Annotated in this window: 9 protein-coding genes; 8 read left to right on the plus strand and 1 reads right to left on the minus strand. The window is 74.0% G+C overall.

The window, feature by feature from the left end; all coding sequences use genetic code 11:
- Positions 1–72: 72 nt before the first annotated feature.
- From ABT053_RS18815 to ABT053_RS18825, 3 genes are all read left to right on the plus strand, one after another.
- Positions 73–777 carry a class I SAM-dependent methyltransferase gene (locus ABT053_RS18815; protein ID WP_350970364.1) on the plus strand — a complete coding sequence of 235 codons (705 nt, stop codon included), beginning with the start codon at positions 73–75 and terminating at the stop codon, positions 775–777.
- Positions 778–1,092: 315 nt separating this feature from the next.
- Positions 1,093–1,941, plus strand: a complete 849-nt coding sequence (locus ABT053_RS18820) for a class I SAM-dependent methyltransferase (protein WP_350970365.1) — start codon at positions 1,093–1,095, stop codon at positions 1,939–1,941.
- Positions 1,942–2,255: 314 nt separating this feature from the next.
- Positions 2,256–4,568 (plus strand): hypothetical protein, encoded by a 2,313-nt coding sequence (locus tag ABT053_RS18825; RefSeq protein WP_350970366.1) that lies wholly within the window; start codon positions 2,256–2,258, stop codon positions 4,566–4,568.
- Here the strand turns inward: ABT053_RS18825 and ABT053_RS18830 are convergent.
- Positions 4,512–5,876, minus strand: coding sequence for a hypothetical protein (locus ABT053_RS18830; protein ID WP_350970367.1), 1,365 nt, complete (start codon positions 5,874–5,876; stop codon positions 4,512–4,514). The genes ABT053_RS18825 and ABT053_RS18830 overlap by 57 nt on opposite strands.
- Positions 5,877–6,598: 722 nt before the next feature.
- On the opposite strand from ABT053_RS18830, the gene ABT053_RS18835 reads away from it, so the two are divergent.
- From ABT053_RS18835 to ABT053_RS18855, 5 genes are all read left to right on the plus strand, one after another.
- Complete coding sequence (locus ABT053_RS18835; protein WP_350970368.1) at positions 6,599–7,717, plus strand: glycosyltransferase family 4 protein; 1,119 nt, start codon at positions 6,599–6,601, stop codon at positions 7,715–7,717.
- Positions 7,718–7,902: 185 nt separating this feature from the next.
- Positions 7,903–8,967 carry a glycosyltransferase gene (locus tag ABT053_RS18840; protein WP_350970369.1) on the plus strand — a complete coding sequence of 355 codons (1,065 nt, stop codon included), beginning with the start codon at positions 7,903–7,905 and terminating at the stop codon, positions 8,965–8,967.
- Between the two features lie 3 nt (positions 8,968–8,970).
- Positions 8,971–10,404, plus strand: coding sequence for a lipopolysaccharide biosynthesis protein (locus ABT053_RS18845; protein ID WP_350970370.1), 1,434 nt, complete (start codon positions 8,971–8,973; stop codon positions 10,402–10,404).
- A gap of 146 nt (positions 10,405–10,550) precedes the next feature.
- Entirely contained in the window at positions 10,551–11,708 is a 1,158-nt protein-coding gene (locus tag ABT053_RS18850; RefSeq protein ID WP_350970371.1) for a glycosyltransferase, read from the plus strand.
- On the plus strand, positions 11,705–12,670 hold the full coding sequence (locus ABT053_RS18855; protein ID WP_350970372.1) for an NAD-dependent epimerase/dehydratase family protein: 966 nt from the start codon (positions 11,705–11,707) through the stop codon (positions 12,668–12,670). Before ABT053_RS18850 ends, ABT053_RS18855 begins: the two co-directional genes overlap by 4 nt.
- Positions 12,671–12,678 lie beyond the last annotated feature (8 nt).

Raw genomic sequence — 12,678 nt, forward strand, 5'->3', positions numbered from 1 at the left:
GTCCACACGCACGAGCATCCGCGCATGCGGGCGTCCGCACACGCGTACGGGCGCACACGTCTGGGAGGACACATGGAGGCCACGGAGATTCTCCGCACCGTCGAGGTGGAGGACCGCCACTGGTGGTACCGCGAGCGGCGCGCCCTCCTCGCCCGCGAGCTCCGCGAGCTGCGCCGGATCGGGCCGCCCGGCAGGGCGCTCGACATCGGCGCGGCCGGGGGCGGCAACACGCGCGTACTCGTCGCGCACGGGTGGGACGCGCTGGTCGCGGACTTCTCGGAGACCGCGGTGGAGCTCGCCAGGGAGCGCGGCCTGCGGGCGATCCACGCCGACGCGCGGGACCTGCCCCTGCCGGACGCGGGCTTCGACCTCGTCACCGCGTTCGACGTGCTGGAACACATCGGGGAGGACGACAGGGCGGCCGGCGAGCTGGTGCGCGTGCTCCGGCCGGGAGGGACGGCGCTCATCACGGTCCCCTGCGACATGGCGCTGTGGTCGGCGCACGACGTGGCGTCCGGCCACGTCCGCCGGTACACGCGGGAGGGGCTGTCCGCCCTGCTGACCGGCGCGGGCCTGGTCGTCGACCGCCTGTGGAGCTGGAACGTCCTGCTGCGGCCGGTCGTCGCCCTCCGCAGGAGGCGCATCTCCGGCTCGGACGTCACGGAGACGCCGCGCCTGGTGAACGCGGCCCTCACCGCCGTGGTCGTGGCCGAGAGATACCTGCCCGTCGGCTCGCTACCCGGGGTCTCCCTGGTCGTACGGGCGCATCGTCCCTGATCCGCAGCACTCGATGCCGTGGCGGTGACCTGTGCCGTCGCGGTGACCTGTGCCGTGGTGGTGCTCCGTGCCGTGGCACCGGCCCGTGCCGTGGCGGTGCTCCGTGCCGTGGCGGTGCTCCGTGCCGTGGCGGTGCTCCGTGCCGTGGCGGTGACCTGCGCCGTGGCGGTGACCTGTGCCGTGGCGGTGACCTGCGCCGTGGCGGTGCCAAGTGGCATGGCCAGTCACCTGGATGGCCGAACTTTTCGCAGACATTCCCGTCGCGTGCCCGCAGGATCCCCGGCCCGGCCCGGCGGGCTCCGTACGATTCCTGCCATGACGATCTCCGCTGTCGTGCGCAACGCCGTCCGGCCGGGCTACCTCCCGGTCATGGCGCGCAAGGTGTGGTCGCGGGTCGGCTCGGGGCACGGCCGGGAGAGGGAGGCCGCCCACGCGTGGGCGGCGGCGCGGGCCGAGGACATCGGCGCCTGGGGCTGCCGCGTCGACGGGGCTCTGTGGCGGGAGAGCGCGGACGCCGCCCGTTCCCTCGCCGAGTCGGCCCGGCCGAGGGTCGAGGAGCTCGTCGCGGCCGGTGTCGACCTGGGCGGTCCCGGCGGCGTCGAGCTGCTGTACTTCCTCACCAGGATCCTGCGGCCGGACACCGTGCTGGAGACGGGCGTCGCCGCCGGGTGGTCCACGTCGGCCGTGCTCGCGGCGGTGCGCGCGAACGGGACCGGCCATCTCCATTCGAGCGACTTCCCCTTCTTCCGGCTTCCGGAGCCCGAGCGGTACGTCGGGTGGGTCGTCCCCGACGCGCTGAAGGGTCCCTGGACGCTGCGCGTCAGGGGTGACCGCAGGAACCTGGAGGAGATCCTGCTCCCCGGGACGAGGGTGGACCTGGTCCACTACGACTCCGACAAGACCCGGCGGGGACGGGAGTCCTTCCTGCTGCGGGTGAGCCCCCACCTGAGCGGGAACCACGTCGTCGTCATGGACGACATCCAGGACAACCTGGTCTTCCAGGAGTACGCGGAGACCCAGGACCTTTACCGCGTCTTCCCGTACGGGGGAAAGTTCATCGGTGTCACGGGACCGGGACTTGCGGCCGTCGAACGGGCGGCCCGGGACGACGACGTCACCCTCGGCGACCCGGGGGCGGCCCCTCTCCCGGCCGACCCGGGGTAGCGGGATCCCCGGGGACCCGGGGTAACAGCGTCACATCGACGCCCCGAGAGTAGCGGTGGCCCCCGGGGGGCCAGGAGTAGCGGTGCCCCTCTCGGCGGACCTCCCGGCCGACCCAGATGCCCCGGCCGACCTCCCGGACGACCTGACGCCCCTGGGCGACCCGACGACCCCCGGGCGACCGCGAACACCTGGCAAAAGGCCGGGAAAGACATCGCCGGGCGTGAGTGCCGGGGACGGCCGGGGTCGCTCGTCTCATCAGGCTCGGGCGCATGGCAGAAACCCCGCCCCGCCGATCTCCCGCACTGGGTTCGCTCATGACCGCCGGAGACGGCGCGACGGACGACCTCCCGGTCGGTGAGGTGCCCGCCGCCCCTTCCCGGGGGGTGAGAGCCCTGTGGCGGTGGGCGCCCGCCGTGCTGACGGCCGTCCTCACCGGAACCGTGCTCGCCCGCTACGGCGTCTCCGTACCGGACATGATCGTTTTCTTCCTCTACGTCGTGCTGGGCGTGGGGGCGCCGGGCGTGCTGCTGCTCAGGGCCCTGTACCGGGGCAGGCGCACCCTCGCGGAGGAGGTCGCGCTCGGGACGGCGCTCGGCTACGCCGTGGAGGTGTTCGCCTACGTCGGCGCCCGTGCCCTCGGCCTGCCGCTGCTCGTCCTGGCCTGGCCGGTATGCACCTACCTGCTCTTCCTCGTCGTCCCGCGGCTGCGCCGGCACTGGACGGGTGCCCCGTCCCGCAGGATCGAGGCACCCGCGTGGTGGTCCTGGTCCCTCACCCTGGTGCTGGGGTACCTGCTCGCCTGGAGCGCGGGGGCGTTCTTCGGGCTCAACGGCCTGACCTGGCCCGCGTTCGGGACGTCCTCCCCCGACATGCCGTTCCACCTGGCCCTGGTCGGCGAGCTGAGGCACCACGTGCCCCCCACGGCGCCCATGGTCGCCGGGGAGCCGCTCTCCTACCACTGGTTCGTCTACGCGCACCTGGCGGCGGCGAGCTGGGTGACGGGGGTGGAGCCGCTGGTGCTGCTGCTCCGCCTGGGCATGCTGCCCGTCGTGGCCGCGTTCGTGGTCCTGGCCGGGATGACCGGGCGGCGGGTCACGGGTTCCTGGACGGGCGGGGCGCTCACCCTGGCCGGCACGATCTTCGTGGCGACCCCGAGCCTCTACCTCGGCAGGAACGGGGCGTTCACCTGGGGCGGGGTTCCCGACCTCATGTGGGCGAGTCCCACCCAGACGTTCGGGGCCCTCATGTTCGCCCCCCTCGTCATCCTCCTCCTCGACCTCCTCGAACGCCGTCGGCGGGCCTCCGGCCGCTGGCCGCTGCTGCTGATCTTCCTGATGGCGGCGACGGGGGCGAAGGCGACGTACGTCCCGCTGCTGGGCGCGGGGCTGCTGGCGGTGGCCGCGGCCGAGGTGGCGCGGCGGCGGCGGCCGTCCGCGACCGTCCTCGCCGCGCTGGGGGCGACGGCGGCGTGCCTGCTGTTCGCGCAGCTCGTGCTGTTCGGCGGCGCGAAGCAGGCGATCGTCGTCGATCCCCTCTCCTTCATGCGGACGGCCTGGCGGGAGCTGACCGGCGCGGGGGACGCGGCCGATCCGTCGCCGGTGTCGACCGCGGCGGTCACGGCGGTGTTCCTGCTGGGCTGGGCGGTCACCTGGGGCGGGGTCGCCGGGCTGCTGGGCCGTCCGCGGCTGTTCGTCCGTCCGGGGGTGATGCTCATGCTCGGCATCGGCGCGGCGGGGCTCGGCGCGGCCCTGCTGTTCGGGCATCCGAGCCGGAGCCAGCTCTTCTTCCTCTGGGGCGCCTACCCCTACCTGGCGGCCGTCGCGGCCCTCGGGATCGTCACCCTGGCGCGGCGGTCCGGGCAGTCGCGCCGCGCGACGCTGCTCGCGGCCGGTGCCGGGCTCGCCGCGGCCTACCTGATCCCCGTCCTGTGCGGCGTCAGGATCCCGCTGGGTCCCGGACGGGACGACCTCCCCCTGTACCTGCCGTACGCCGTGCTGGCCGGGGCCGTCCTGACGGCGACGGCCGTCCTCGCCGTCACGAGGGGGCGCCTGCGCGCCCTGTCCCTCGTCGTCACCGCGCTCGCGGCCGTCGGCCTGCCCGCCGACGTGCACGCGCGCGTCCTCTCGACCCTCTTCGCCGTACGCGGCGACGGCGGGACCGGCCAGGGCGCGGAGACGGCGACGGCACCGCCACCGGGTCTCCTCGCCGCCGGGCGCTGGTTGCGCGACCACTCCGATCCCGGCGACCTGGTCGCGACGAACGCGCACTGCCGCTGGGGGCTGGAGGACCCTTGCGACAGCCGTCACTTCTGGGTGGCCGCGTTCTCCGAGCGGCGCGTCCTCGTCGAGGGGTGGAGCTACACGTCGAGGAACAACGCCCGCTGGCGTCCCGGCCTGCCGACGACGCGCTTCCCGTTCTGGGACGGCGAGCTCATCGGGCTGAACGACGCGGTCTTCGCGTCCCCCACCGCCGACGCCGTCCGGCGGCTGCGCGACCGGTACGGCGTGCGCTGGCTCCTCGCCGACGAACACCTGCGGATCTCCGATCCGGGGCTCGGGGAGCTCGCGACACTACGGTTCCGTTCGGGCGACTACGCCGTCTACCGGCTGCCCGACGGCCCGGCATGACGTCTGTGACGTCTGTGACGTCTGTGGCGTCACACCGGGTCCGCGCGCGGTCGCTGGGCGGGGACGTGTCCAGCGAGTTCGCGGCCCCTCGGCTCGGGTCGCGGGCGGCCGGGTGAGGCGGTCGGGTGAGGCGGCGCCCCACGCGACCGCGGACAGCAGGCTCACGACCATGACGATCGGTATCCGCTGACGGAAGATCAGCCCGATGTTGGACATGGTGGTGGCGTAGGCGATCGTGCCCGGCACGACGAACAGCAGCAGGATCAGCAGGGCCCTCGGGTTCCGGCGCCACAGCAGGCCGGCCCCGCGCACCGCGAGATAGAGGAAGTAGTACCAGAACAGCGTCTCGACCTTGGCGAGTTGCAGCACGGTGCTCCCCTCGGTCCACGGGAAGGGCGAGAAGAGCGTGTAGAACAGCTTCGACGGGAGCGCGCTCCACGCGTTGCCCTCGTCCTGGAACACCACCCCCGAGCCTCCCTCGGCGTTCGCCTGGCGGAAGGTCTCCGACTGGCCGCGCTCCAGCTGCTCCTGCACCTCGGCGATGGGCGTGTCCTCGAACATCACCTCGGAGGAGAGCATGACGGGCACCAGCATCGCGATCAGGAAGGCGAGGAAGCACAGGAGCTGCGCCCGCTGGAGCCTCGTGAAGGCGAACAGGATCGGCAGCCCGCACATGAACACCATGTAGGGCCGTACGTTCCAGAGCGTCCACAGCAGCGGCCCGAGCAGGAGCAGCTTCGGGACGCTGATGCTCCGCGCGTTCGAGACCGCGAGGAAGAGGCAGGTGACGGCGAGGAACGCGCTGAAACCGTCCTTGAACATGTCGGACGTGTGCAGCAGCAGCGCGGGGAAGAACGCCATCACGGCGAGCAGCCGGAACGCCGACCGCTCGCCCGCGCCCAGGAGCAGCGCGAACCGGTACATCACGATGACCAGCCCGCAGGCGACGAACGCCACGAGGGCCGTGCAGGCCAGCGAGGCCGGGCCGCCGCACAGGTAGACAATCAGGGCGAAGAGGTTGCACGGCAGCGCCGCGGAGTAGAGATCGGGGATCTGCTCGGAGGTGACGAACTGGAACCCGTACCGGTCCCAGTACTCGACGATCTGCAGGGCCTTGGTCTCGTAGACGTAGTTGTCGCCGCCGTACGCCAGGACGCCGGAGCGCATCACCACGGCGTGCACGGCCAGCCGGGCGGCGAAGGCCAGGCCCAGGATCCAGAGGGCCTTCCCCAGCAGGTGCCCGTCGAAGCTCGCGTGGACGACCAGGAAGAGCACCAGCGCGATGGCCACGACGATGAGGTATTCCACCGGAGATCACTCGCGAATCTGTCAGGGGCGTTCGACGCCGGGACCGGGGCGGGGGTTTCCGGCGTCGGAGCAGTGGCTTCCGCGACGGCCACAGCCGTGGGCACGGGCACGGGCACGGCTACGGGCACCGCCGGGACGATCATGGACGGTGGCCGCCTCCGCCACCTTGCAGACTGTATTGACCGGCCCCGGTGCCCACCCGCGCCCGTCACCGCGAGGCTCGCCAATTCCGGGCAAAGAAACACGGCCCCGGAGAACCGCCCGGCGCGCGTCCCGGCCTTCCTTCCGGCACTGCGCGCGCCCAACCTTCCCTTCGACATGACGCGCGTCCCGGCCCTCCGCCCCCCGCGCGTCTCACCCCTCCGCCCCGGCGCGCGTCCCGTCCCTGCGCCCGGCGCGCGTTCCGGGCCTCCTTTCAGCCCGGCGCGCACCCTGGCCTTCCCCACAGGGAGAGCAACCCGGTATGAGGCTGTTCTTCGCCTTCGGGGAAATTTGGCGGTGAAACTCCCGCACGCGGGGCGAATGACGGCATCGGCGGTCGCCCGCTCGTACGATCCCCATGCGCGAACCACTTCGCGAATCCCAGCCTTCCCGACCGGAAGGACATCTCACCTCCGCAGCGGGTCCCCGGGCCCGCCGTGCCCGTGCGCCGTGCGCCGCGACGCCTCGCGGTCGCAGGGGGGACGCGCCGTCGGCGGAGACGTTCTCCGAGAGAGGTCGCCATGAGGATTCTCCGTATCGGCTACCGGCTGCCGCCGGAACCCGGCGGCAAGGAACGCCACATCGAGCGGCTCAGCCGCGAGCAGATCCTCCGCGGCCACGAGGTGCACGTCGCCCACCGGCTCGGGGAGACGCCGGAGGGCGCGAGAACGGTGCCGCTGGCGCCGACCCGGGTCAGCCGCGCCCTCTCCTGGAGGTCCGACGTGGTCGCCTTCGGCGCCGAGTGCGCGCGGGCGCTCCCCCGCGTGGGCCGGGTGGACGTCGTCCACCTGCACGGCGACCATCGCGAGGCCCTCGCGCTGGGAGCCGCGGCCCGGCGCCTGGGCGTCCCCCTCGTGCTCACGGTCCACGGCGCGCTCACGGCTCGCCACCGGGCGGTGATGCCGCGGGCCTTCCGCCACGTCGACGGTTTCATCGCGCTGGGCGACCGGCCCGCCGAGGACCTGGTCGCGGCCGGGATACCGGCCGGACGGATCCGTACGATGTCCAGCGGCCTGGACCTCGCCCACCTGTCGGGGTTCCGGAGGCGGGGTCCGGCGGAGCCCGGCCTGGTCGTCAGCGTCGGCGCGTTGGAGAAGGTGAAGGACCACGCGGTGACGATCCGCGCGTTCCGCGAGCTGCGCGCCACCTGTCCCGGGTCGCGCCTGGTCATCGTCGGTGAGGGGAGCGAGCGCGCCCGTCTCGAACGGCTGGCCGGGCCGGGCTCGGGGGTGGAGTTCGCCGGGCGGCTGCCCGCCGACGAGGTGTACGCGCTGGTCGGCACGGCCCAGGCGTTCGTGCTCTCCTCCCGCAGGCTCCGCACCCTCGGGGAGGGGATACCCACCGCCGCGCTGGAGGCCCTCGCGCTGGGCACCCCCGTCATCGTCGCGTCGGACGCCTCGCTCGACCCGGTGATCGCCGACCGCGCCGCGTACCGCACCTTCCCCTCGGGATCGGTGGCGGACCTGCTGCGCCACCTGCGCGTGGTGCTGCACGACGAGACGGCCGGCCCGCGGATGGCCGAACGCGGGAGGCGGGCCGTGTCGGCCCTCGACTGGCCGCTGGTGGCCGCCCGCGTCGAGGAGTGGTACGAGACGTTCGCGCGGGCCGGGACGCCTCCCCTGTCCAGGAGCGCGTCATGACGGGCCGGGGCGCCTTCCCTCCCAGGAGCGCGTCACGCGCCTTCCCTCCCGGGGGCACGTCACGCGCCTTCCCTCCCGCGAGCGCGTCACGACAGACCGGGGCGTCCCCTCTCCGGGAGCGCGTCACGACGAACCAGGGCGCTCCTCTCCAGGAGCGTGCCGCGAGCGGGCGCCACGTGTGCGAGGTGATCAAGACGCTGGACGTGGGCGGCGCGGAGGTCCTGCTCGTGGAGCGGCTGCTCGCCGCGCCTCCCACGGGCAAGCGCTACACCGTGGTGTGCCTGCGGGCCTCCACCCAGCTGCTCGCGGGACGCCTGCGGTCGGCCGGCGTGCACGTCGTCGACCTCACCTCCTGCCCGGCCCCCCTGCGCCTGGCCGGGCTCGTGCTCGCGGTCAGGCGGGCGCGCCCGGACGTGGTCAACGTCCACTCCCCGCTTCCCGCGTCGGTGCTGCGGCCGCTGTCGCGGCTGTGGAGGCCGCGTCCCGCCCTGATCTCGACGGTGCACAACGTGCGTTACCGCCTGCCGACGGCCCTGCTCGACCGGGCGACGAGGTGGCTGGACACCCGGACGGTGGCCGTCTCCCCCGAGGTGGCCCGCGCCCGCACCGCCCGGCGCGCCCGCGGCGTGTCCGTCCGCGTCCACGGCGTCCCCGTGGCGCGACAGCGCCGCTGGGCGGCGCTCGCCGCGCGGACCAGGCGGGAGTGGGACGTCCCCGGGGAGGCGTTCCTCGTCGTGCACGTCGCCAGCTTCCACCCGCAGAAGGACCACGGGCTGCTGGTCGAGGCCGCAGCGAGGGTCGCCGCGCGAGCCCCGCACGCCCTGTTCCTGCTGGCGGGGTCGGGGCCCTCGTACGAGCGGGTGGCGCGCCGCGTCGGCGCTCTGGGCCTGGACGGCGTCCGCCTGCTCGGGCACGTCCCCGACGCCGGACGGCTCATCGCCGCCGCCGACCTCCTCGTGCTCAGCTCCCGTCACGAGGGGCTGCCGGTCGTCGTGATGGAGGCCCTCGCCGCGGGCGTCCCCGTCGTGTCCACCGCGGTCGGCGGCGTGCCCGACCTGGTCGTCTCCGGCGTGAACGGCCTGCTCACCAGGCCGGGCGACGCCGGGGCGCTGGCGGAGGGCGTCCTGCGGGCGATGCGCCCGGAGGTCCACGCCCGCCTTCGCGAGGGGGCGCGCGACAGCGCCGCGCTGGTGGACATCGGCCGGGCGGCGCGCTGGTTCGACGGCCTGTACGACGAGGTCTGCTCGTAGGCCATGGTCAGCGCACTCGGGCACGCGGTCCGCGGCTGGCGGCCGCCGGGCGGGCGTCACGTGCGGACGTTCACGTCGCTCTCGGCCGCCGGTCTCGTCGAGGCGGTCGTCTCCTCGCTCAACGTGATCGTCCTGGTCCGGCTCGCCGGGACGGAGAACTCCGGGCAGGTCATCTTCGCGCAGTCCCTGGCGACGGTCCTGTTCCTGCTGTGCGACCCCCGCCTGGAGAACGCCGCCCAGCGGTTCGTCCCCGTCGAGCAGCTGCGGAGCGGGCGGGGTTCGGCGCTGTTCGTCCGGCTGCTGCGCTGGGACGCGGCGATCGGCCTGGCGTCGACGGGCGTCGTGCTCGCGGGGGTGCTGGCGGCGCGGCTGGAGGGGTTCGCGACGGGCGAGTTCGCGTCCATGCTGGCCCTCGCGGTCGTCGCGAGGGGGGTGACGGCGTCGAACGGCACCGCGGGCGCGGGCTTCGCGCTGGCCGACCGGCTCCGGGCGTACGGAACGCTGCGGGTGCGGTGCGCGGTCCTGTCGTTCGGGCTGTCGTCGGGCGGGCTGCTCGCGGGCGGGCCGATCGCCTACCTGCTGGGCCAGGTGGCGGGCGCGCTGGTCTCCGCGGTGGTCCTCTCCGCGGCGGGCACGCGGGCGCTCCTCGCGGAGCTGGGACCGGAGACGGGACCTGGGACGGGACCAGAAACGGGGCCGGGAATGGGACCGGAACCGGAGACGCGACCGGAGACGCGACCGGCACGCGCGCGGGTCCCGCTGCCGGCCGGTCTGGTCGCCTTCACCCTCAAGGCGTCCGTCGGCACGTCGGTGGCCGAGGTGTCCGACTCCGGGCTCCTGACGGTCGCCGGCATCGCCGGCGGTCCCGCCCTCGTGACCGTCGTCAAGGTCGCGTCGGCTCCCGGGCGCCTGTACGCGGCCCTGACCATGCCGGTCGCCTCGATGCTCTACCCCCGCCTCGCGCGGGCCGCCGCGCTGGAGGACCACGGGACGCTCATCAGGCGGGACGTCGTGCGCGCGACCCGGATCCTCGCCGGAGCCGCGGCGGCGGCCCTCGCCGTCGCGCTGCCGTTCACCGGGGAGGCCCTCCGGCTGGTCTACGGGCCCGAGTACGCCGGGATCGGCACGGTGGCCGTGCTGCTCACGGCGGCGGCGTGCGTGCGGACGACGGTGTGCTGGTCCAACGCCCTCGCCCTCGCCGTGGGCCGCCCCGGCTGGCGGCTCGGCTACCTCTCGGCCGAGGTGACCCTCCTGCTCGGCGCGCTCCTCGCCGCCGGTCTGGCCGCCCCGGACACCGTACGGACCGCCCTGGGGTTCGCCTGGGGGTCGCTCGCGCTCGCGGTGCTCGGCGCGGGGATCTGGCTCGCGGTGCTGCGGCGGATCACCGGTGGACCACCGGCGGTTCCCGGTGGGGCGCGCGGCCGTGAGGGACTTTGATCATATTCAGGCGGGGAGAAGGCAAAGGATCCCGCCGCCGGCGTGACGGCACCGGTGAACGGATCAAGAAGAGGGTTAGTTTCTCCGAAGTGACCAGGCCCATCACCGAGGAGCCAGTAATGAAGCCGGACGGTCGGATTCGTGTCATGGAGATCATCGCACGCATGAATGTCGGCGGTCCGGCCACCCAGGTCATGGGACTGTGCGAGGGCCTGGACCCCGAGGAGTTCGACCACCGCCTCTACACGGGCCAGGTCGAGGGCGGCGAGGGCGACCATCTCCGCCTGCGGGACTCGGGGGTGAGCGTCCACCGGGTCCCGGGGCTCGGCCGGTCGATCCGGCCGGCCGACGACTACCGCGCCCTGTCGGAGCTGACCAGGGCGATCCGCGGGTTCCGCCCGCACGTCGTCCACACCAGGACCACCAAGGCGGGCACGCTGGGACGCGTGGCCGCCTGCCTGTCGGGGACCGGCGCGGCCCGGGTGCACGTGTTCCACGGCCACCTCCTGCGCGGCTACTTCTCCCCGCCCAGACGCCACCTCTACGTCAGGACCGAACGGCTCCTGGCCCGCGTGTCCGACCGGCTGGTGACCGTCGGGTCGCAGGTGCGCGACGAGCTGCTCCAGGCCGGGATCGGCCGCCCCGACCAGTACGTGGTGATCCCGCCCGGCGTCCGGCTGGGGCCGGTCCCCGAGCGCGGCGCGGCCCGCGCGGCCCTCGGGCTCCCGCAGGACGCGCCCGTGGTGGCGTACGTGGGACGCCTGACGCGGGTGAAGCGGCCCGACCGGTTCGTGGCCGTGGCCCGCGCGGTGCTCGGCCGCATCCCCGGCTGCCACTTCGTCATGTGCGGCGGCGGCGAGCTCAGGCGGCAGGTCGAGCGGGACGTCGAGACCATCCGCGACTCCTTCCACCTGCTCGGCTGGCGCAAGGACGTGGAGACGGTCTACGCCGCCGCCGACGTGGTCCTGCTCACCTCGGACAACGAGGGCACCCCGGTCACGCTCGCCGAGGCGGGGATGGCGGGCACGCCGGCCGTCTCCACCCGGGTGGGGAGCGTCGCCGAGGTCGTCAGGGACGGGCACACCGGCCTGCTGTCGTCGAGCCTCGATCCGGACGAGCTGGCGGCGCACACCGTCCGCCTGCTGTCCGATCCCGGCCTCGCCCGCCGGATGGGCGTCTCGGCCCGCGACTGGACGACGTACGCGTTCGGCCTGGAACGCCTCGTCTCGGACACCGAGAACCTCTACCGGTCGCTGTGCGAGACGCCCCGGCGGCGCCCGAGCGCGCGGGAGAGCGTCCGATGAGGGTGCTGGTGACGGGCGGCGCCGGGTTCATCGGCGCGCACACGTGCCGGGCGCTGGCGGCGATGCCCGAGGTCGGGAACGTCACGGTGCTGGACGACCTGAGCAGCGGGTCCCTCGCCAACCTCGACGGCGTCGAGGCCGACATCGTGACGGGCAGCATCCTGGACCGGGACCTGCTGACGGACCTGATCGCCGGTGTCACGCACGTGATCCACCTCGCCGCCAGGCCGTCGGTGCCCCGGTCGCTGGCCGACCCGCTCGCCTCGCACGCCGTCAACGCGACCGGCACCCTGCACCTGCTGGAGGCGTGCCGCGCGAGCAGGCCGCACGTGATCCTCGCCTCGTCGTCCTCGGTGTACGGCGACCGGCCCGAGCCCCGCAAGCACGAGGACCTGCCCGCCAGGCCGCTCAGCCCGTACGGGGCCGGCAAGCTCGCCGCGGAGGCCTACGCGCTGGCCTACGCGCACAGCTACGGCCTGCCGGTGCTGCCGTTCCGCTTCTTCAACGTCTACGGCCCGCTGCAGACCGCCGGTCACGCGTACGCGGCGGTGATCCCCGCGTTCGTCTCCGCGGCGCTGCGGGGTGAGCCGGTGCCGCTGCACGGCGACGGCGGGCAGGCGCGGGACTTCACCTACGTGAGGTCGGTGACCGAGGTCCTCACGGACGCGGCCGCCCGCCAGGTGACGAGCGCGAAGCCGGTGAACCTGGCGTTCGGGACCCGGGTCTCGCTGCGGCACCTGATGGACCTCCTCGCCGAGATCGTCGGCCGCGTGGTCGAGCCGGTCTCCCTGCCGCCGCGCAGGGGCGACATCCGGGAGTCCCAGGCCTCCTCCCGCCTGCTTCGCGAGCTGTTCCCCGACGTGCGTCCCGTCTCGCTCGAGGACGGGCTCCGCACGACGGTGGCCTGGTTCGAGAAGGGACGGGTCCCGGGCGTCGACGCGGAGGTCGGCATGCCGGTGTGAACGCCCCT

The organism is Streptosporangium sp. NPDC002524 (genome assembly GCF_040295985.1).
Classification (GTDB): domain Bacteria; phylum Actinomycetota; class Actinomycetes; order Streptosporangiales; family Streptosporangiaceae; genus Streptosporangium.

What these genes read in the sequence shown, in the direction of transcription:
- ABT053_RS18815 (WP_350970364.1), top strand. Translation starts at nt 73, where the DNA reads ATGGAGGCCACGGAGATTCTCCGCACCGTCGAGGTGGAGGACCGCCAC.
- ABT053_RS18820 (WP_350970365.1), top strand. Translation starts at nt 1,093, where the DNA reads ATGACGATCTCCGCTGTCGTGCGCAACGCCGTCCGGCCGGGCTACCTC.
- ABT053_RS18825 (WP_350970366.1), top strand. Translation starts at nt 2,256, where the DNA reads ATGACCGCCGGAGACGGCGCGACGGACGACCTCCCGGTCGGTGAGGTG.
- ABT053_RS18835 (WP_350970368.1), top strand. Translation starts at nt 6,599, where the DNA reads ATGAGGATTCTCCGTATCGGCTACCGGCTGCCGCCGGAACCCGGCGGC.
- ABT053_RS18845 (WP_350970370.1), top strand. Translation starts at nt 8,971, where the DNA reads ATGGTCAGCGCACTCGGGCACGCGGTCCGCGGCTGGCGGCCGCCGGGC.
- ABT053_RS18850 (WP_350970371.1), top strand. Translation starts at nt 10,551, where the DNA reads ATGGAGATCATCGCACGCATGAATGTCGGCGGTCCGGCCACCCAGGTC.
- ABT053_RS18855 (WP_350970372.1), top strand. Translation starts at nt 11,705, where the DNA reads ATGAGGGTGCTGGTGACGGGCGGCGCCGGGTTCATCGGCGCGCACACG.